This window comes from Ornithinimicrobium ciconiae (genome assembly GCF_007197575.1).
Taxonomy (GTDB): domain Bacteria; phylum Actinomycetota; class Actinomycetes; order Actinomycetales; family Dermatophilaceae; genus Ornithinicoccus; species Ornithinicoccus ciconiae.
This window is the reverse complement of the sequence record NZ_CP041616.1, coordinates 331,243-349,629: the sequence shown is the minus strand read 5'-3', so window position 1 is coordinate 349,629 and position 18,387 is coordinate 331,243. Positions and strand designations below refer to the sequence as shown.

At 69.3% G+C, this 18,387-nt stretch carries 16 protein-coding genes and 1 tRNA gene; 11 read left to right on the top strand and 6 right to left on the bottom strand.

The window, feature by feature from the left end; all coding sequences use genetic code 11:
• Nucleotides 1-57: 57 nt before the first annotated feature.
• On the bottom strand, nt 58-513 hold the full coding sequence (locus FNH13_RS01615; RefSeq protein WP_143781837.1) for a hypothetical protein: 456 nt from the start codon (nt 511-513) through the stop codon (nt 58-60).
• 114 nt (nt 514-627) lie between these two features.
• Here FNH13_RS01615 and FNH13_RS01610 point away from each other — a divergent pair, with 114 nt between their 5' ends.
• Nucleotides 628-1,545, top strand: coding sequence for an exodeoxyribonuclease III (locus FNH13_RS01610; protein WP_143781836.1), 918 nt, complete (start codon nt 628-630; stop codon nt 1,543-1,545).
• A 21-nt stretch (nt 1,546-1,566) separates the two neighbouring features.
• Here FNH13_RS01610 and FNH13_RS01605 read toward each other — a convergent pair whose 3' ends face one another.
• Nucleotides 1,567-2,076, bottom strand: coding sequence for a MaoC family dehydratase (locus FNH13_RS01605; protein ID WP_143781835.1), 510 nt, complete (start codon nt 2,074-2,076; stop codon nt 1,567-1,569).
• Nucleotides 2,077-2,162: 86 nt separating this feature from the next.
• Nucleotides 2,163-2,246: transfer RNA gene (locus FNH13_RS01600), tRNA-Leu, on the bottom strand.
• A gap of 414 nt (nt 2,247-2,660) precedes the next feature.
• Here FNH13_RS01600 and FNH13_RS01595 point away from each other — a divergent pair.
• Genes FNH13_RS01595 through FNH13_RS01565 form a run of 7 tightly spaced genes read left to right on the top strand, consistent with a single transcriptional unit; the run spans nt 2,661 to nt 11,810 of the window.
• Nucleotides 2,661-3,740: an FhaA domain-containing protein gene (locus tag FNH13_RS01595; protein ID WP_143781834.1), complete on the top strand. Its 1,080-nt coding sequence runs from the start codon at nt 2,661-2,663 to the stop codon at nt 3,738-3,740.
• Nucleotides 3,737-4,207 (top strand): FHA domain-containing protein FhaB/FipA, encoded by a 471-nt coding sequence (locus tag FNH13_RS01590; protein ID WP_143781833.1) that lies wholly within the window; start codon nt 3,737-3,739, stop codon nt 4,205-4,207. Before FNH13_RS01595 ends, FNH13_RS01590 begins: the two co-directional genes overlap by 4 nt.
• A 5-nt stretch (nt 4,208-4,212) precedes the next feature.
• Nucleotides 4,213-5,775, top strand: coding sequence for a protein phosphatase 2C domain-containing protein (locus FNH13_RS01585; RefSeq protein ID WP_143781832.1), 1,563 nt, complete (start codon nt 4,213-4,215; stop codon nt 5,773-5,775).
• Nucleotides 5,772-7,157, top strand: a complete 1,386-nt coding sequence (locus FNH13_RS01580; RefSeq protein WP_143781831.1) for an FtsW/RodA/SpoVE family cell cycle protein — start codon at nt 5,772-5,774, stop codon at nt 7,155-7,157. Before FNH13_RS01585 ends, FNH13_RS01580 begins: the two co-directional genes overlap by 4 nt.
• The gene (locus FNH13_RS01575; RefSeq protein ID WP_143781830.1) at nt 7,154-8,611 is read left to right on the top strand and encodes a peptidoglycan D,D-transpeptidase FtsI family protein; all 1,458 of its coding nucleotides are present in this window, start codon (nt 7,154-7,156) and stop codon (nt 8,609-8,611) included. The genes FNH13_RS01580 and FNH13_RS01575 overlap by 4 nt, the downstream gene beginning before the upstream one ends.
• The gene (gene pknB / locus FNH13_RS01570; RefSeq protein WP_143781829.1) at nt 8,608-10,662 is read left to right on the top strand and encodes a Stk1 family PASTA domain-containing Ser/Thr kinase; all 2,055 of its coding nucleotides are present in this window, start codon (nt 8,608-8,610) and stop codon (nt 10,660-10,662) included. The genes FNH13_RS01575 and pknB overlap by 4 nt, the downstream gene beginning before the upstream one ends.
• 56 nt (nt 10,663-10,718) lie before the next feature.
• Complete coding sequence (locus tag FNH13_RS01565) at nt 10,719-11,810, top strand: IS630 family transposase (protein WP_143781828.1); 1,092 nt, start codon at nt 10,719-10,721, stop codon at nt 11,808-11,810.
• 29 nt (nt 11,811-11,839) lie between these two features.
• On the opposite strand, the gene FNH13_RS01560 is transcribed toward FNH13_RS01565, so the two are convergent.
• Nucleotides 11,840-12,586 carry a DUF881 domain-containing protein gene (locus tag FNH13_RS01560; RefSeq protein ID WP_143781827.1) on the bottom strand — a complete coding sequence of 249 codons (747 nt, stop codon included), beginning with the start codon at nt 12,584-12,586 and terminating at the stop codon, nt 11,840-11,842.
• A 137-nt stretch (nt 12,587-12,723) separates the two neighbouring features.
• Here FNH13_RS01560 and FNH13_RS01555 point away from each other — a divergent pair, with 137 nt between their 5' ends.
• Complete coding sequence (locus FNH13_RS01555) at nt 12,724-12,981, top strand: cell division protein CrgA (RefSeq protein WP_143781826.1); 258 nt, start codon at nt 12,724-12,726, stop codon at nt 12,979-12,981.
• A 105-nt stretch (nt 12,982-13,086) separates the two neighbouring features.
• Here the strand turns inward: FNH13_RS01555 and FNH13_RS01550 are convergent, their stop codons facing one another.
• Together FNH13_RS01550 and FNH13_RS01545 are read right to left on the bottom strand one after the other, a co-directional pair.
• Nucleotides 13,087-13,989 carry a rhomboid family intramembrane serine protease gene (locus tag FNH13_RS01550; RefSeq protein ID WP_143781825.1) on the bottom strand — a complete coding sequence of 301 codons (903 nt, stop codon included), beginning with the start codon at nt 13,987-13,989 and terminating at the stop codon, nt 13,087-13,089.
• 39 nt (nt 13,990-14,028) lie between these two features.
• The gene (locus FNH13_RS01545) at nt 14,029-14,547 is read right to left on the bottom strand and encodes a peptidylprolyl isomerase (protein WP_143781824.1); all 519 of its coding nucleotides are present in this window, start codon (nt 14,545-14,547) and stop codon (nt 14,029-14,031) included.
• A gap of 121 nt (nt 14,548-14,668) precedes the next feature.
• Between FNH13_RS01545 and FNH13_RS01540 the strand changes: the two genes are divergently transcribed.
• Together FNH13_RS01540 and FNH13_RS19185 are read left to right on the top strand one after the other, a co-directional pair.
• Nucleotides 14,669-15,850 (top strand): hypothetical protein, encoded by a 1,182-nt coding sequence (locus tag FNH13_RS01540; RefSeq protein ID WP_143781823.1) that lies wholly within the window; start codon nt 14,669-14,671, stop codon nt 15,848-15,850.
• A 219-nt stretch (nt 15,851-16,069) separates the two neighbouring features.
• On the top strand, nt 16,070-18,385 hold the full coding sequence (locus FNH13_RS19185) for an acyltransferase family protein (RefSeq protein WP_228266529.1): 2,316 nt from the start codon (nt 16,070-16,072) through the stop codon (nt 18,383-18,385).
• Nucleotides 18,386-18,387 lie beyond the last annotated feature (2 nt).

Genomic DNA, 18,387 nt, shown 5'->3' with positions numbered 1-18,387 from the left:
CCGGTTGGACAGATGAGCTACCTCACCTACCACTGGTCGGGGGTGAGGGCTACGCGGTCAGGAGCGGCTGACGGTCACCGTCTCGAGGAGGTCGTCGCGAAAGGTCAGCGTGACGGTGCCGCCCTCGGCCTCGTAGCGAAGGTGGCTCGCCTCCTTCGCAGCGTCGCGCTCCGTGGCCCCCGCCGGCTCGCCCAGGAGTGCCATGACGTCACCGCGGGTTGCGGTGGACAGGTCGAGCCCGGTGATGAGGTCCCGCGGCGTGGGATAGGGGTAGTAGTCACCATGCCGCCGGGCGTTGGTGCGGACGCTGTCGAGCTCGCCGTCCCGGAAGCGCAGCAGCACGCCGTCCACGATGTTGGCGATCTCGATCCACACCGTGCCGTCGTCCCCCGTGACGGGCAGGTCCTCGATGAACTGCGGGTTCCGGGTCAGGATCGCGAACACTTTGCGATCACGCGTTGCTGCCCCGAGGGCCGCCAGGTGGGTGGTGATGACACCAGTGATCTCCGACACCGCACCATCGTCCCACCCCCACATGAACCCACTCACCGCTGTTCGCGGTGACGCCGGCCGGGGGCACCCAGGCCCCGTCACGGCACGGGTGAGCGCACGACATACCCTCGCGGGGTGCTCCGTATCGCCACTGTCAACGTCAACGGCATCCGTGCCGCCCACCGCCGAGGGTTCGGCGACTGGTTGGCGACGCGCGACTGCGACGTCGTCGCCCTGCAGGAGGTGCGGATACCGCTGGACAAGCTTCCCGAGGGGGCGTTCGGGGACTACCACGTGGTCTATGAGCCGGGGCAGTTCGCGGGACGCAACGGGGTGGCGGTGTTGACCCGAGCGCCGCCCGTGGCAGTCCGCACGTGGGACGCCGAGGTGCTCGTGCGCGCGGTCGGCGAGGACCACCTGCACACCGAGCCTGCACCGGACCGGGTGCCGCTGGCGCGCGGGCTGGGCAGGCACGCCCACGAGGGGCGCTACGTCGAGGTCGATCTCGCCGAGGTACCGCTCACGGTCGCCAGCCTCTACCTGCCGAAGGGTGGCCTGCCGGCGCACCTGCAGAAGCCAGGTCGCATGCGCGAGGCACCCGACGGCGGAGTGCGTTATGAGCGCAAGATGCGCTTCATGGCTGCCTTCGCGCGGCAGCTCGCGCGCACCCGCAGGGCGGCGCTGGCCGGGGGGCGCGAGTTCCTGCTGATGGGTGACCTCAACGTCGCGCACACCGAGCTCGACGTGGCCCGATGGCGGCAGAGCAAGCAGTCCGAGGGCTTCCTGCCCGAGGAGCGCGAGTGGCTCGGTGCGCAACTGTCTGCGCGGACCCTGGTCGACGTGGTGCGGCGCCTGCACCCGGAGGCCGAGGGGCCTTACTCCTGGTGGTCCTGGCTGGGGCAGGCGTATGCCCGTGACGCCGGTTGGCGCATCGACTACCACCTGGCCACGCCTGCCCTGGCGAAGACCGCGGTGTCAGCGGTGGTCGACCGCGAGCACCACGGCGTGCGACTTTCGGACCACTCGCCAGTGGTGGTCGACTACGACTTCTGAGCCAGGCTCCCGACCTCGGTCTCAGTCGTTCGGTCGCACCGCCACCAGGTTCATCACGCTTTGGGACAGCACGACCTCGCCGTCCTGGTTGAGCAGCTCACACCTGCTGACGACCAGGCCGCGGTCCGGCTTGGACCTGGACAGCCTCGTCTCCAGGGTCTCGACCCGCAGGCGCAGCTCGTCGCCGGGCCGCACGGGCTTGGTCCACCGGACCTCGTCGACCCCCGGGGACGCCAGTGACCCGCACTGGGTCAGGTAGTGATCGGCATACAGCCGCATAAAGACCCCGATCGTCTGGATCCCGCTCGCGATCAGCCCGGAGAACGGACCCGTCGCGGCCCACTCCGGATCCGTGTGGATGCGCTGCGGGTCATAGGTGCGCGCGAAGTCGACGATCTCCTGCTCGCTGAGGGTGATGCTGCCGTACTCACGCACGTCCCCCACCGTGTAGTCCTCGAACCAGCGGTCCGTGCCCGGCACGGCAAAGTCCGCACGCAGTGACGTCGTGGTGCTCCAGGGATCTGTCGTCATGGGCCCATCGTCGCTGACCCGCGGCGGGAAATGCGAAAGTCCCGGTCACTGTGAACTGACCGGGACTTTCGTCGACTACTTCACCGTGCGCGAGGGGGGAGTTGAACCCCCACGCCCTTTCGGGCACACGGACCTGAACCGTGCGCGTCTGCCTATTCCGCCACTCGCGCGAGTGCCGAGCAAGATTAGCACGCACCCACCACAGATTCCGCATCGGCGCCTGTGCACGAACCGTGCTGCACAGCTGGGGCCTGGGCACCAGACGCGCAACGCGGTTTCCGCACGGTGCGGGACACGCGCGCTTGCCAGGCCCGCTGAACGGTGCGGGACACGCACGCGGGACAGACCTGCTGACACGGGCTTCAACGCGGCGACGCGGAGGCTCAGCACGGAGGCTCAGCACGGAGGGATCAGCACGTGCTGAGCAGCGACCGGAACTGCTGCGCACCATGGAGCGTTTCCCACCAGCAACATCGCCACCGGCGCGGATGGGCGGTAGAACCGGGTCACAACAGTACGATCGAAGTGGCCACCGGCCCATCTGGCGCTGCGCACAGGCGGGCACCGACAGCGAAGGGAGTGTCATGGGGATCATCGACCGCGTCGAGCGTGGGCTCGAGCGAGCCGTGAAGGCACCGTTCGCCAAGGTCTTCAAGGCCGAGGTCCAGCCCGTCGAGATCGCCTCGGCGATGCGCGGCGCGATGGACGAGCGGGCAGCCGTCCTCGGGCCGGGCCGGACCATGGTTCCCAATGTGTTCACGATCGAGCTGGCCGGCTCTGACTACGAGCGCCTCTCCTCCTATGACACGACGCTGACCGACGAGCTCGTCGCCGCCGCCGAGGATCACGCCGACGCCCAGCGTTACACCCCGGCCGGCACTGTCGAGGTGCGCCTGATCTCCGACGACGAGCTGGAGACGGGCATCTTCCGGGTCCGCCCCGCGAGCAAGAACACCCGCCGTCAGGGCCAGCGTGCCGGCCAGCGGCCCCCGCAACCGCAGGCCCGTCCCGCCGACCGAGACCGTATGCCGCAACGCCAGGTCCGTCCCGCAGCTCGCCCCGGCGAGGACCCCAACGCGGCCTTCCGTCCGCCTGCTCAGCAACGCCCCGGAGGCATGGGCCAGCAGGGCCGGCAGGGACCAGCTGGACAGGCTGGACAGGCCCGACAGGCCGGCCCCGGTCAGCGCCCCGGCCCACCCCGTCAGGCACCACCGGGCGTCGGCGCTGCCGCGGCCGTCGCCGCACGGGGGAGCCAGCCGGCAACCGGCGCCCCGGCATACCCCCCGCCCGGTGGCGGGAACGGACCGCGCACCCGCGAGTTCCCTGCCTCACCCAGCCGGCCCCAGCGACAGGTCAGCGGCCGGGGACCCCGTCCGTGGATCGACGTCAACGGACGGGCCCACACCCTGATCGCGGCCGTGACCGTGCTCGGCCGAGACGCCTCGGCCGACCTGGTGCTGGACGACCCGGGCGTCTCGCGACGGCACGCTGAGATCCGGATCACCCACGACGGGCCGCACCAGCAGGTCATCATCCGCGATCTCGGCTCCACCAATGGCTCCTATGTCAACGGCGACCAGGTCGGCACCGAGCAACTGACCGAGGGCGACCGCGTCACGATGGGCAGCACGACGCTGATCTTCCACGCGGACGGCGGCCGATGAGCGAGCTGACCCTCAACATCATCCGCCTCGGGATCCTGGCGCTGCTGTGGGCGTTCGTCTTCAGCATCGTGGGCGCTCTGCGGGGCGACCTCTATGGCACGCGGGTGCTGACCCGCAGTGGCGGCGGCCGCGCAGAGCGCAGCACCGGACGACAGCCGCGGGCCGTTCGCCGCGGACCCCAGACCCTCGCCGTCGTGGCCGGCAGCCTGCGCGGCACGACGGTGCCCCTCAACGAGGGTGGCCTGCTCGTGGGTCGCAACCCCGAGTGCTCCCTGGTGCTGACCGACGACTACGCCTCCGGCCGTCACCTGCGGATCTATCTGGGCCCTGACGCGCAGTGGTATGCCGACGATCTGGGCTCCACGAACGGCACCTTCATCAACAACCAGAGGATCGGGACCGGCCACCGGCTCGAGGTGGGCACCCAGATCCGGATCGGCCAGACGATCCTCGAGCTGCAGCGGTAACCCCGATGGTCGCGTTGCGCTATGCCGCCCGCTCCCACCTGGGGCTGGGGACGAAGAGCCGGAATGAGGACTCGGCCTATGCCGGGCCCGAGCTGCTGGTCCTGTGTGACGGCATGGGCGGACACGCCGCGGGTGACGTCGCCAGCTCCCTGGTGGTCGGCGAGCTCGTGCACCTCGACGGCGAGAGCCATGGTGCGGACGACATGTCCAGCATCCTCGAGCAGGCGATGATCGACGCCAACGACCGGTTGGGCGAGGTCGCGGAGAAGTCTGAGAGCACCGAGGGCATGGGGACTACGTGCATCGCGATGATGCGCTCGGGCACCAAGCTGGCGGTCGCCAACATCGGTGACTCCCGGGCCTATCTGCGGCGCGGGGTGCGGGTCACCCAGATCACCAAGGACCACTCGTTCGTCCAGCAGTTGCTCGACGAGGGCCGGATCTCTGAGGAAGAGGCCCTGCACCACCCGCAGCGCTCCCTGGTCACCCGCGTCTTCACCGGCCGTCCGGACGACCGTCCGGACCTGTCGATGCGCGAGCTGCGACCGGGCGACCGGCTGCTGCTGTGCTCTGACGGTCTGACCGACTATGTCGCCGAGAGCACCGTGGCCGAGCTGCTGCGCAGCGAGGAGCCCCCGGGCAAGGTCGCCGACCAGCTCATCGCGATCGCGCTGCGCGCCTCCACCCGCGACAACGTCACGGTCATCGTCGCGGACGTCACGGACGCCGGAGCCGGTGGCACCACCGAGCCCCAGGTCGTCGGCGCTGCCAGCGAGCGCCGTGGCACCGAGATGCTCTCGCCGCAGACACCGGCCGAGAAGGCAGCCGCCCTGTCGCGCACCGTGCACGGCACGGACCCGGCTCCTGAACTGGCCGAGGAGACGAGCCGCGGCGGGTTGGCCACCTGGTTGCGGCGCAGCCTGGTCGGTCTGGCGATCCTGGCCGTGGTCGCGGTGGGCGGATGGCTGACCTACGACTGGTCTCAGCGTCAGTACTTCGTCGGTGAGGCCAATGGCAACGTCACGATCTTTCGGGGTGTGAGCCAGAACCTCGGCCCGTTGGTCCTGTCCACGCCCGAGGAGGAGACGGACGTCGCGCTGGAGACGCTGCCCAGCCACTATCGCAACCGGGTCATCAACACCCTGACCGCCGACGACCGCGCCGACGCCGACCGCATCGTCGACGAGCTGCGCGGACTGGCCCTGCCCCGGTGCGAGGACGTCATCGTGCTGCCGCAACCCGGTGACGGGTCCAGCTCCACCGCGGGTCCCGACGACGCCACGAGCACCACCGGGCCCGACGGGGCGGTGAGCACCATAGGTCCCGACGGTGCCAGCCAGACGGCGGGGCCGGACGACGCCCTGCGCACCATGGGCCCCGACGGCGCCAGCACCACGGCCGGACCCGATGACGCCTCGGCCACCTCGCTCGGCCCGGACGGTGCCGCCGCGACCGGAGGACTCGAGGCCTCAGCCCGGGCCGGCGTCGACGCCACCGCCCCCACCGGAGCCGCGACCGACGGCCCCTCCGGACCGACGATCACCCCCGCCGTGGACTGTGTGCCGTGACCACCATCACCACCTTCCGGCCCCGCACGGGGCGGATGACCGAGCTCGTGCTGCTGTTGTTCGCGATCGTGATCGTGCTGCTCGCCTATATCAATGTGGGACTGGCTGTCCAGGGTGAGATCCCGCCCAACCTGGCACTGACCGGCGGTCTCCTCCTGGGCTTCACCCTGGCGCTGCATCTCGTGGTGCGCTGGCGGGCAAAGTATGCCGACCCGCTCCTGCTGCCCATCGCCACCCTGCTCAACGGCCTGGGTCTGGTGATGATCCTGCGACTGGACTATGCCGCCGGACGGGATGTCGGCAGCCTGGTGGCCAGCCGGCAGGTGTTGTGGAGCGGTCTGGGCATCACGCTGGCTGCCGTGGTCCTGTTCCTGCTGCGCGACCACCGCTTCCTGCGCCGTTACACCTACATCGCAATGGTCGTCGGGTTCGTCCTGCTGCTGATGCCGATGCTCCCGATCATCGGGCACGAGGAGAACGGCTCACGACTGTGGATCAAGCTGGCCGGCTTCACCTTCCAGCCCGGTGAGATCGCCAAGATCGCCCTGACCATCTTCTTCGCCGGCTATCTGGTGTCGACCCGGGACGCCCTCTCCCTGGTGGGGCGGCGCTTCCTCGGGCTGCAGCTGCCCCGGGGTCGGGACCTGGGACCGTTGCTGGCGGCCTGGGGCCTGTCCGTGCTGATCCTGGTCGCCCAGCGCGACCTGGGGTCCTCGCTGCTCTTCTTCGGCCTGTTCGTGGCAATGTTGTATGTCGCGACCGAGCGGGTCAGCTGGATCATCATCGGTCTGTCCCTCTTCGCCGCGGGCGCCTTCGTTGCCTGGCGGCTCTTCCCCCACGTGCAGACCCGGGTGAGTCTGTGGCTCGACCCGTTCGGGCCCGACGCGACCTCCGACCAGGTCGCCAAGGGACTGATGGGCATGGGCCACGGCGGGCTGTTCGGCACCGGGCTGGGCGAGGGTTTCCCGCACCTGACCTACTTCGCCAACAGCGACTACATCTTCGCCAGCTTTGCCGAGGAGCTCGGGCTGATCGGCGTCTTCGCGATGCTCATGCTCTATGCCCTGCTCGTCGAGCGCGGTCTGCGGACCGCCATCGGTGCCCGTGAGGGCTTTGGCAAGCTGCTCGCGGCCGGCCTCGCCTTCTCGATCGGACTGCAGATCTTCGTGGTCGTCGGCGGTCTGACCCGGGTGATCCCGCTGACCGGTCTGACCACCCCGTTCCTGTCCTCCGGAGGATCCTCGCTCATCGCCAACTGGATCATCATCGCGCTGCTGATGCGGATCAGCGACCACGCCCGCAGGCCCGTCGCCGAGCGGGTCACCGACGACGACCTCGCGCCGGTTGGTGCGACTGCCCTGCCGAGCGGAGGAGCCCGGTGAACGCCCCGATCCGGCGCCTGGCCGTGGTCGTCTCGGCGATGTTTGCCGCCCTGCTCATCGCCACGACCTACATCCAGTTCTTCCAGGCCGACGACCTGCGCGAGCGACCGGGCAACCGGCGCACCCTGCTGGCCGAGTACGGCCGCGAGCGCGGGGCGATCCTGGTCGAGGGCACCCCGATCGCGGAGTCGGTCGAGACCGACAACGACCTGCGGTGGATGCGGACCTATGGGCAGGGGCGTCTCTACGCCCACCTGACCGGCTACTACTCCTTCATCTATGGCCCGGGCGTCGGTCTGGAGCGTGCCGCGAACTCCCTGCTGGCCGGCTCCGACGACTCCCTGTTCTATCGCCGCCTGCCCGATCTGATCCTGGGCCGGGACCCCACTGGGGCGACGCTGGAACTGACCATCGACCCTGACATCCAGCGGGCCGCGGCGGAGGCCCTCGGTGACCGGCGCGGCGCGGTCGTCGCGCTGGACCCACGCACGGGTGCCATCCTGGCGATGGTCAGCCACCCCACCTTCGACCCCAACGCGGTCAGCTCGCACAACCTCAGCTCGGTCCAGCAGGCCTATGAGGAGCTCAACGCTGACAGCGCTCGTCCCCTCATCAACCGTGCGATCGGCGGCGACCTCTACCCACCAGGGTCGGTCTACAAGCTGGTCGTGGCGGCCGCGGCCCTGGAGTCCAACGACTTCCAGCCCGACACCGAGCTGCCCTCCCCGCTGCGTTACACGCTGCCGGGCACGGAGACCTCGATCCCCAACTTCGGGGGGTCCTCCTGCAGCGGCGGCGAGACCACCAGCCTGGCCGACTCCATCCGGGTCTCCTGCAACACCTCCCTGGCCTGGCTGGCCAACGAGCTCGGGGCCGATGTCCTCAACGCCCAGTCCGAGGCGTTCGGGTTTGGGCAGCCCCTGCAGATCCCGATGAATGTGACCCCCAGCCGCTATCCCGCCGATGCCAACGACGCCCAGGTGGGACTCACCGGCATCGGGCAGTATGACGTGCGCGTCACCCCCCTGCAGGTCGCCATGATCTCGGCAGGCATCGCCAACGACGGCCACGTGATGACCCCCTATCTGATTGACACCGTGCGCGACAAGGACCTGGACCCCATCGACACCACCCGCGAGCGGGAGTTCAACACCGCGATCAGTGAGTCCACCGCCCAGGAGCTCACCGACATGATGGTCTCCGTCGTGGAGTCAGGGTCGGGCTCGCGCGCGGCGATCCCTGGCGTGCCGGTCGCCGGCAAGACCGGCACCGCCGAGTACGGCACCAGTGGCGCAGCGCACGCCTGGTTCACCGGGTTCGCCCCGGCGGACGAGCCGACCATCGCGGTCGGCATCATCGTGGAGAGCGCCACCGACGACTGGACCGGGGAGACCGGCGGCGTGATCGCCGCGCCGATCGCCCGAGCGGTCCTTGAGGCAGGAGTGAATCGATGAGCGAGGAACCGCTGATCCTCGGTGGCCGCTATGAGGTCGGCGAGCTGATCGGACGCGGCGGCATGGCCGAGGTGCACCAGGGTCACGACCTGCGCCTGGGGCGGGCCGTGGCGATCAAGATCCTTCGCACCGACCTCGCGCGCGACACCTCCTTCCTGGCCAGGTTCCGCCGCGAGGCCCAGGCCGCGGCCGGGTTGAATCACCCCTCGATCGTGGCCGCCTACGACTCCGGTGAGCAGGAGCTGCGCGAGTCCGGGGGCGCACCGGTGCTGGTGCCCTACATCGTCATGGAGCTGGTCGAGGGTCACACGCTGCGCGAGATCCTCAACACCGAGAAGGTGCTGGACCCGGACGAGGCGGCCCGGGTCACCGCGGCGGTGCTCGCCGCGCTGGACTACTCGCACGAGCGGGGTCTGGTGCACCGGGACATCAAGCCGGCCAACGTCATGGTGACCCGTGGTGGCGCGATCAAGGTGATGGACTTCGGCATCGCCCGGGCCCTGGCGGACACCGCCGCCACGATGACACAGACCCAGTCCGTGCTCGGCACGGCACGCTATCTGTCACCGGAGCAGGCGCAGGGCGAGGACGTCGATGCCCGCTCCGACCTCTACTCCACCGGGTGCCTGCTCTATGAGCTCCTCACCGGCCGCACCCCGTTCGTGGGTGACCCGGTCTCCTTGGTCTATCAGCACCTCGGGGAGCAGGCCAAGGCGCCCTCGTCCTTCCAGGGCGACCTCACCGTGCCGCTGGACGCGATCACCCTGCACGCGCTGCGCAAGGCCCCGGCTGACCGCTATCAGAGTGCGGCAGCCTTCCGCTCCGACCTCTTGGCGGCACGCGCTGGCGAGCCAATCAGTGACGCCGCGATGGCATCGCTGAGCGCGGTCGTGGGCTCGCACGACGTGCTCTCCGGTGGGGCCGTCCCCTCCGCAGGCCCGGACACCCGTCCGATAGCCGCCTCAGCCGTCGGTGCCGCAGCGGGCACGGCCGCAGGCATCGCCTCCCAGGGCCGGCCAGGGGGACTGCCACCGCGGCCCCTCGCGGGCGACCCGGGATACGACGACGGTGACGAGCGCACCGATGAGATCCCGGTGCGCGAGCAGCGGCACTCCGGAGGCTGGCTCGTGCTGTCCGTGCTGGCCCTGCTGGCCCTCGCCGGCGTCGGGTGGGTCGTCTATCAGGCCCTCGGACCGAGCGGCGAGGATGACGTGGTGACCGTCTCGGTGCCCTTCGTGATCAACGACACCGAGGCAGATGCCGAGGGCAAGATCCTGGCCCGCAACCTGGTGGTCGGGCAGGTCGACCTGGTCGCCGACAACCAGCCGCCCGGCACGGTGATCGCTCAGGACCCGGCGGCCGGACAGCAGGTCGATGAGGGTTCAGACGTCAACCTCACCGTCTCCAGCGGGCCCGAGGCGATCCGGATTCCGGATGTATCGGGCAATGACGAGGACTCGGCACGCACCATCCTGGAGGGGGCGAATCTCACGGTCGCCGCAGAGGTCGTCGAGGAGGACAATCCCGACTTCGACAAGGGCATGGTGATCCGCACGGATCCGGAGGCCGGCAACGAGCAGGCCCCCGATGCCCCGATCACCCTGGTCGTGGCCAGTGGCCAGACCGAGATGCCGCAGGTCACAGACCTGGACATCGTCGACGCGATGGTCGCTCTGCAGGGCGCCCGCCTCCACGAGAACGTCACGCGCGAGGACGAGGTGCGCACCGACGTCGAGCCCAACACGGTGCTGAGCCAGTCGGTCGAGGCTGGTGACATCGTCGACTATCAGACCGAAATCACCCTGGTCGTGGCGGTCGCACCGCGCGAGGTCATCACGACAACGACGGAGGTGACGGTGACCCAGCCCCCGCCCTCGGAGCCCACCTCCGACCCGACGACCGAGCCCACCACGGACCCGACCACCGACCCGACGACCGAGCCACCCACCGACGACCCCACGGAGCCGACCACCGGTCCGACCTCGCCACCGGGGCCTACCGAGCCCCCGGGTGACCCGACCCTTCCTGACCCCCCCGAGCCCACGGAGTAGTCCGGTGGGCTAGTGTGTCGCGCCGTTAATTCGTTACATAAATCGTAGAATGGGGTATGAGTCGTACCGGACGCCCCAAGGCCCCGCTGGAGCTGACCGAGGAGGAGCGTGCACAGCTGCTGCGCTGGGCGCGCAGGCGCAAGTCTTCACAGGCGTTGGCGTTGCGCTCGCGGATCGTGTTGGGGTGCGCCGAGGGGTTGACGAACAAGGAGGTCGCGGCGCTGGAGAAGGTGTCGGCACCGACGGTCGGCAAGTGGCGGACCCGGTTCGTTGAGCACCGGTTGGACGGCCTGTCGGATGAGGCTCGCCCGGGTCGCCCTCCCACCATCAGCGCTGAGCAGATCGAGGACGTCGTGGTGGCCACCCTGGAATCCACGCCGCTCAACGCGACGCACTGGTCGCGGGCGAAGATGGCCCAGCGCAGCGGGCTGTCCAAGTCCACCATCGGGCGGATCTGGCGGGCCTTCGACCTCCAACCACACCGCGAAGACGGGTTCAAACTGTCCAACGACCCGCTGTTCGTGGAGAAGGTCTACGACGTGGTCGGCCTCTACCTGAACCCGCCCGAGGCCGCGGTGGTGCTGTGCGTGGACGAGAAGTCACAGGTGCAGGCCTTGGCCCGGTCTCAACCGGCGTTTCCGATGATGCCCGGTATGCCCGAGAAGCGCACTCACGACTATGTCCGACATGGCACCACGTCCCTGTTCGCGGCGTTCAACACCGCCGATGGCACCGTGATCTCCTCCCTGCACCGCAAGCACCGCGCGATCGAGTTCAAGAAGTTCCTGGCCAAGATCGACGACCAGGTCCCGGCCGAGCTGGAGGTGCACCTGGTCTGTGACAACTACGGCACCCACAAGCACCCCAGCATCAAGAAGTGGCTGGCAGCCCACCCCCGCTTCCACATGCACTTCACCCCGACCTACTCCTCATGGCTGAACCAGGTCGAGCGGTTCTTCGCCTACGTCACTGCCGACCTGCTCCAGCGTTCTGACCACCGCAGCGTCCAGGCCCTCGAGGGCGATATCCGCAAGTGGGTCAAGGCCTGGAACGAAGACCCCAAGCCATTCATCTGGACCAAAACCGCCGAACAGATCCTCGACTCCCTCGGCAGACTTCTACAACGAACTACCGGCGCGGGACACTAGCGCTGGAGCGGGCCGTCCTCCTCGGTGGGCTAGCGCTCCAGCGGGCCGTCCTCCTGGGTCGGCTGCGGGCGCGGTCCCAGGGGCTGCGCGTGCTGGGGCCGCAGGGTGCCGGTAAAGGCCGGCAGCTCCGCCTGGTCCAGCTCGGCCATCTCATAACCCAGCCCCAGGATGTCGGCCCACGCGCGATAGTTGCTCACCGTCGGGTCGTCCTCCAGGGCGGCGGCCAGCGCCTGCGGGTCACCGATTGCGGTGATCGTGTAGGGCGGGGAGTAGACCCGGCCCTGCAGATAGAGGGTGTTGCCGACGCACCGGACCGCGCTGGTGGAGACGATGCGCTGGTCCTGGACCATCATCGCCTCGGCCCCGCCGGCCCAGAGCGCGTTGATCACGCCCTGCACGTCCTGCTGGTGGACGACCACGTCGTCGACCGTGTAGCCGTCCGGCAGCGTGGCGAGGGTGTAGCCGGCATCATCGAGCACCACCTGGACGGCCGGGCCCTGCACCGCCGCCGTCCCCACCAGCGGCGCGAGCGCCTCGACCTCCTCCCGCACCGGGGAGGGACTGAGCACGGCGCTGCTCCCGATCTCTTGGCGCAGCTCGTCCGCCTGCGCGGAGAGGTCGGCGACCAGGTCGTTGCGCTCGGTGATCAGCCCGGCAAGGGTCTCGGGCGTGGCCGGACTGTCACCGGCGGTGGCCGCGGAGGTGCCGAACAGCAGGCCGGCGACCAGCGCCATGACCGGGACAAGGCCGTGCCACAGGCCGCGCTGCTCCGTCATCTCCAACCCCTCACCGGTCTGTGGTGCCAGCCTAGTCCTCCCGGGCACGTATCCTGTGGCCAAGTGCCGGGCAGACGTCCGGGCACTGAGCGGGTCAGCACTACCGCTGTCCTGCCCGCCCACCGAAGGAGTGAGTCGTGCCCAAGTCCAAGGGACGGGTCCGGAAGAAGCCCCGCACGGACAAGCGCCCGGTCGACGTCGCCGCACCGCCGCAGGTCAACCCGCCGTGGTTCGTGCCTGTGATGTGCGCCCTGATGATCTTCGGTGTGCTCTATGTGACGGTCTTCTATGTGACCAGCGGTAACTGGCCGATCGGCTCGATCGGCTACTGGAACCTCGTGGTCGGTCTCGGGGCCATCATGGCTGGCTTCATGATGGCGACGCGCTGGCGTTAACCACTAGTTATCCACAGGTTATCCACAGGATGGGGATAACTACACGGGTGTAACTCGGTGAGGTTGTTCCGCGGGGACCGCCCCGTGAGGAGCCTCCGACCTGGGTCAGAGACTGTAGAACTGCAGCAGCAGTGCGTTGTCCACGGCAGCGATCCGCCAGAGCGACGCGGCCGCGAGCCCGACGAGGATGCCGAGCACCGCGGGCCAGAACCAGCGTCGCCGAGCGGCCGTCTGCACCGTGGTGCGCCCAGCGGGCGCGGTCACCGCCAGCACGAGCGCGACGGCCGCACCGGTGATGGCCCCACCCAGGTGTGCCTGCCAGGCGATATTGGGCAGCACGAAGCCCAGCACGCCGTTGATCAGGAAGACGCCGATGATCCCGCCGGTCTCGCGGCCGAGATGGCGGTTGAGGACCAGCACCGCGGCAAACAACCCGAAGACCGCGCCGGAGGCACCCACGGTCGGAGTGGTCCACCCGGACCGCTCGCCGAGCTGCTCGGGCAGCTGGGCGAGCAGCAGGAAGCCGACCGACCCGCCGATCGCACTCACCAGATAGAGCACCAGGAACTTGACCCGGCCGAGCAACGGCTCGAGGTACTGCCCGGTGATCCAGAGCGCGAACATGTTGAACAGGATGTGCATCACGCTGCCCGGGCTGTGGGCGAAGGCGGCGGTGAGGAAGCGCCATGGCTGACTCTCGGCGAGCAGCGGGACAAACATCATCTCCACGGTGACCCGGTCGTTGACCAACTGGCCGACATAGACGACCACGCAGATCGCGATCAGGGTCAGCGTGACGATCGGGCGCCCGCCCCGCGTCGGTGCTCCGAACCGTGAGGTCGGTTGCCGCACCGTCTTGGCCTGCGCCCGGACACAGTCGACACACTGGATGCCCACTGCGGCCGGCCGCTGGCACTCCGGACAGGCCGGCCGGTCACACCGCTGGCACGTGACGTATGACGGTCGGTCCGGGTGGCGGGGACAGACCGGCGGGGCGGGGGCCGACATCAGCGGATCCTCACTCACGGGGGGCGGACGCCCAGGGGCTCACTCGGAGACGACGACCTTGTTGATCACGATCGGCTCGACCGGCTTGTCACCGCGACCGGTGCGGCTGGTCGCGATCGCGTCGACGACGGCCTTGCTCTCGGGGTCTGCGACCTCACCAAAGATGGTGTGCTTGCCCATCAGGTGCGGGGTCGGGCCGACGGTGATGAAAAACTGCGAGCCGTTGGTGCCCCGGCCTATCTGCTTGCCCGCGTTGGCCATCGCCAGCACATAGGGCTCGTTGAAGTTCTTGTCCGGGTGGATCTCGTCGTCGAACTTGTAGCCGGGGCCGCCGAAGCCCTCACCCAGCGGGCAACCGCCCTGGATCATGAATCCCTCGATGACCCGGTGGAAGACCAGCCCGTCGAAGAACGGCTGGGGGTTTGTCCGGCCCGCGTCGTCCTTGTACTCCTTGTCGCCGGTGGCGAGGCCGACGAAGTTCTGGACGGTCTTGGGCGCGTGGTCGGGAAAGAGCGTGATGTTGATGTCGCCCTTGGTGGTCTGCAGCGTCACATTCATGGGTTCATCCTCGCACGCAACACCATCATCCCCCGCGAGTGTTCCCCAGCAGGAACCCAGCCACCTACCCGAGAGTTAAGGGGGTGCCACCGGGTGGAGGATGGGGCCAAGACAGTGCAGGATGGAAGTAGTGCCCGACGACGAGGAGGACTTTGTGTTCCAACGCAAGAGCAAGGCTGAGCAGGTGGGCGACGAGGCGGTGGCCGTCAAGAAGAAGGCTGTCGCCAGCGTGAAGTCTGGGGCAGACGCGGCTAAGGGCGCCTTCGACAGCAAGGTGGCCCCCAGAGCCAACGAGGCCGCTGAGGCTGCTGCGGACGCCGCGCACCAGGCGCGGGACAAGGGCGCCGAGTTTGCGCACCAGGCCCGCGAGAAGGGCGCCGAGTTCGCGCACCAGGCCAAGGAGCGTGCCACCCAGGCACAGAAGCGTGCCGTCACCGGGATCGACCACGGCATCGACAGCGCGGTCCCCAAGGGCCAGGAGGCCATCGCCGGCCTGACCCCCAAGGTCGACCACGCCCGCGACGTGATCGTCGATGACATCCTGCCCAAGATCTCCGAGATGCTCGGCCAGGTGCAGAGCGTCAAGGACGAGAAGCTGGCCCAGACCGTCGCTGCCCTGGGTGCAGCCCCGGCCGCTGTTGCCGCAGCGCCCACCCCCAAGAAGAAGCGCCGCGGCGGTGCGCTCGTCGTCGTCGGCCTCCTGGCTGCCGCTGGTGCCGCCGTCGCCTGGTATCTGAACTCCCAGAAGAAGCCGGCCACCGACCCGTGGGCCACCGACCACCACGTCGGCGGCGCCCCTGGCGTCGACAGCCAGGTGCGGGCGACGCTGGCCGACAAGGCCACCGCCACCGGCAAGCCAGCCGGCACCGCGGGTGCAGCCGGCACAGGCGCCGCCGGCGCAGGGGCTGCTGGGGCGAAGGAGACCCCGATCGCTGACAGCCTGTCCGCCAAGTCCAGTTCCAGTTCGGTCGCCGACAAGGCCAAGGACAAGTTCGCGGACGCCAAGGACGCCACCAAGGACGCCCTGGACACCGCGAAGGACAAGGTGGTCGACGCCAAGGACGCGGCGAAGGACAAGATCGCCGAGGCCAAGAACGGCGCAGACTCGGGGCACGACGCCCCCGGCACGCCGGCCGGCCACGCCTCCGCCCCCCTTGCCGGGGAAGAGATCCAGGGTGCCAGCGGCACGGGCACCTCCGGCTTCGGCACCGACTTCAGCGAGGTCAGGGAGGCCACCGACCAGGACGCCGAGATCGCGGCCACGGACTCCCACGAAGCCAACCGCAAGACCGACCTGCCCTGACAGCGCTGGTCCCACCGGATGATGTGGGCGGTGGACACCTCGTGAGGTGTCCGCCGCCCACGCCCATGCTGTGAAGACGGTCACGAACCGTCGGCACACCCCTCCCTCTGACCCCATCCGTCACAAGAGATTCATGGCGCCACCCGCGTGGCGCCATACTCGTGCGGGGCGGACCCCTAGATTTGGTCCATCGGTGTCACGTGACGGAAGGAGGGTCCGTTGTCGGCCCAGGCACAGGAGCCCAGCTCCTCGCGCGAGCCCGCTGCCCGCAATCGCCTCCCGCAGGCTCCGCGTCACGGCGCCTCGATGAGCACCGGCCTGCTCGAGCGTCCCGCCATCATCCAGCGGCCCGTCGAGCACTCAGCAGCACCGCCCGATGACGGACTGCCCAGACGCCGGCGCCGGCGCGGCCCCTCGGAGATGGACCCCCGCCCTGGACACATCCGCGGCCTGGATGGCATCCGCGCCATCGCCATCATCGGCGTCCTCATCTTTCACTTCACCCCCACGGTGCTTCCCGGCGGGTTCCTCGGCGTGGACGTCTTCTTCGTCCTCTCCGGCTTCCTGATCACCACCCTGCTGCTGCGCGAGGTCGCCCGCAAGGGACGCATCGACCTGCCGAGCTTCTGGTTGCGACGGGCCCGTCGCCTGCTGCCCGCCCTGGTCACCGTCGTGGTGGTCAGCATCGCCGCGGCCCGGCTGGTCGGCGGAGACCTGCTGGTCAACATCGGCCGGCAGACCCTGGGCGCGCTGACCTTCAGCACCAACTGGGTGGAGGTCGCCGCCGGGGCCAGCTACTTCCACAGCACCTCCCCGCTGCTCTTCGTCAACTTCTGGTCACTGGCCGTCGAGGAGCAGTTCTATCTCTTCTGGCCGCTGACCCTGGTCGTCGTGCTGGCCCTGACCCGCACGGCCAAGCAGCGCATCGGTGTCGTGCTCGCCCTGGCCGGCGCCTCGGCGATCCTCATGGCGGTGCTCTACTCACCGGACAAGGACTCCACCCGCGTCTACTACGGCACCGACACGCACCTGTTCGGCCTGATGCTGGGCGTGGCGCTCGCCTTTGCCTGGGCAGCTCCACACCGGGCCGGCCTGCACTCAGCCACCTGGCGCCGGGTGCGTCCGGTGGCGGTGCTGACCTCGCTGGTCGTGCTCACCGCCCTCATGGCCGTGCTGACCGACAGCAACCCATGGACCTTCCGTGGTGGCATCCTGCTGGCCTGCCTGGCGACCGTGGTCCTGGTCGCCGGCGTGCTGGAGTCCCCGTCCTTGTGGCGCGGGGTGATGGAGCTGGCACCGCTGCGTTATCTCGGGGAGCGGTCCTACGGCATCTATCTGTGGCACTGGCCGGTCCTGATGATCGTCGCCACGATGTTCCCGTATGCCGAGGGCACCGCCCGCGGATATCTCACCCTCGTCGGAGCGCTCGTCCTGACGCTGGTGCTGAGCGAGCTGTCCTTCCGGCTCATCGAGACCCCGGTGCGCAAGCACGGGTTCCGCGCCTCCTTCCAGGCGGTGCGCGACGCGGTGGCCAGCTCCGGCCAGGGCGTGATCCCCAAGGTGGTGGCCGCCACCGCCGTCGCCGTCGTGGCCCTCGCCGGTGTGGCCATCGCCACGGCGCCCGAGAAGTCCGAGACCCAGCTGGCCATCGAGGCGGCTGAGGCCGACCTCAACGCCCCGACCACCCACGCCACCGCCCGCGCATCACTGGGCGGGGGCTGGTTGGTGGGGACGATGCCGGAGCCGGAGGGTGCCGCGGACAACGCTGCGGTCGCCGGCCCCGAGGGTCCCGGGTCCAGCAGTGCCGCTGACGGCTTCCGGGCTGCGGTCAACAGCTTCACTCCCGACGTCGACTCCCCTGTCGCGGGCAGCCCGGCCGGAGCAGGCACCGACACAGACACCGACACGGACACCGCACAGACACCCCAGGACGACACCGGCGAGGACGGCACGGCCGGGGAGGAGCCGGGCTCGCAGGAGGAGCCGGCGACACCGACCGGTGAGACCGCAGTGCCGGACGGCTGGCACCAGGACGAGGACGGGCTCCTCGTGCCGAGCAGCGACCGGATCACCGCCATCGGTGACTCCCTGGTGGTGACCAGCGCCGACGGGCTGAAGTGGCGTTTCCCGGAGATGAACTTCGCCGCCAAGTCCAACCGTCAGTGGAGGGACGCCAACCCGGTGCTGCAGGCCGCCCTGGCCGAGGGCAGCGTGCGGGACAACGTCATCGTCCACTTCGGCACCAACGCCGGGGTCAACGAGCAGCAGCTGCGCGAGTTCCTGGACGCCCTCGGGCCGGACCGCAACGTCGTGGTGATGAACCTCTACGGCTCCAGCACCTTCATCCCCTCCTCCAACGAGATCATCGAGGAGGTCGTCGCTGGCTATCCCAACGCCGTGGTCGGCGACTGGCAGTCCACCATCGAGGCGCAGCCGTCGGTGCTGCAGTCCGACCGGGTCCACCCGGACCTGGACGGCATGCATGTCTATGCCGAGGTCGTCGCGATGGCCTTCGACGAGCTCGCCCGTCGCTGACG

What these genes read in the sequence shown, in the direction of transcription:
- FNH13_RS01605 (WP_143781835.1), bottom strand. Translation starts at nt 2,076, where the DNA reads ATGACGACAGATCCCTGGAGCACCACGACGTCACTGCGTGCGGACTTT.
- FNH13_RS01595 (WP_143781834.1), top strand. Translation starts at nt 2,661, where the DNA reads ATGGGGATCATCGACCGCGTCGAGCGTGGGCTCGAGCGAGCCGTGAAG.
- FNH13_RS01590 (WP_143781833.1), top strand. Translation starts at nt 3,737, where the DNA reads ATGAGCGAGCTGACCCTCAACATCATCCGCCTCGGGATCCTGGCGCTG.
- FNH13_RS01585 (WP_143781832.1), top strand. Translation starts at nt 4,213, where the DNA reads ATGGTCGCGTTGCGCTATGCCGCCCGCTCCCACCTGGGGCTGGGGACG.
- pknB (WP_143781829.1), top strand. Translation starts at nt 8,608, where the DNA reads ATGAGCGAGGAACCGCTGATCCTCGGTGGCCGCTATGAGGTCGGCGAG.
- FNH13_RS01565 (WP_143781828.1), top strand. Translation starts at nt 10,719, where the DNA reads ATGAGTCGTACCGGACGCCCCAAGGCCCCGCTGGAGCTGACCGAGGAG.
- FNH13_RS01560 (WP_143781827.1), bottom strand. Translation starts at nt 12,586, where the DNA reads ATGACGGAGCAGCGCGGCCTGTGGCACGGCCTTGTCCCGGTCATGGCG.
- FNH13_RS01550 (WP_143781825.1), bottom strand. Translation starts at nt 13,989, where the DNA reads ATGTCGGCCCCCGCCCCGCCGGTCTGTCCCCGCCACCCGGACCGACCG.
- FNH13_RS01545 (WP_143781824.1), bottom strand. Translation starts at nt 14,547, where the DNA reads ATGAATGTGACGCTGCAGACCACCAAGGGCGACATCAACATCACGCTC.
- FNH13_RS01540 (WP_143781823.1), top strand. Translation starts at nt 14,669, where the DNA reads ATGGAAGTAGTGCCCGACGACGAGGAGGACTTTGTGTTCCAACGCAAG.